The sequence below is a fragment of the Caulobacter sp. 602-1 genome (assembly GCF_003931565.1).
Taxonomy (GTDB): domain Bacteria; phylum Pseudomonadota; class Alphaproteobacteria; order Caulobacterales; family Caulobacteraceae; genus Caulobacter.
The window spans coordinates 1-300 of record NZ_RRYI01000104.1 but is presented as its reverse complement, the minus strand read 5'-3'; the positions used below and the strand labels follow the sequence as shown (position 1 = coordinate 300).

The 300-nt window shown below is 59.7% G+C and carries 1 pseudogene; it reads left to right on the top strand.

Going from position 1 to position 300, the window contains the following annotated elements:
- A pseudogene (locus EIK80_RS25435) lies at positions 1-300 on the top strand (glycosyl transferase); the annotation flags it as partial.

Genomic DNA, 300 nt, shown 5'->3' with positions numbered 1-300 from the left:
CAACCGGCTGGTCCGCGGTTCCATCAACGGCCTGTTCAATGCGCATGTCACCGATATCATGACCGGATACCGGGCGTTCAGCTTCACGTTCGTCAAGACCTATCCCGTGCTCTCGCGCGGCTTCGAAGTCGAGACCGAGATGACCATCCACTCGCTGAACAACAACCTACGGCTCTACGAGATGCCCATCCAGTACCGGGACCGGCCCGCCGGATCGGTATCCAAGCTCGACACCGTGGGCGACGGCATCAAGGTCATGAGCACCATATTCCGCATGATCCGCGAATACAAGCCCCTGCC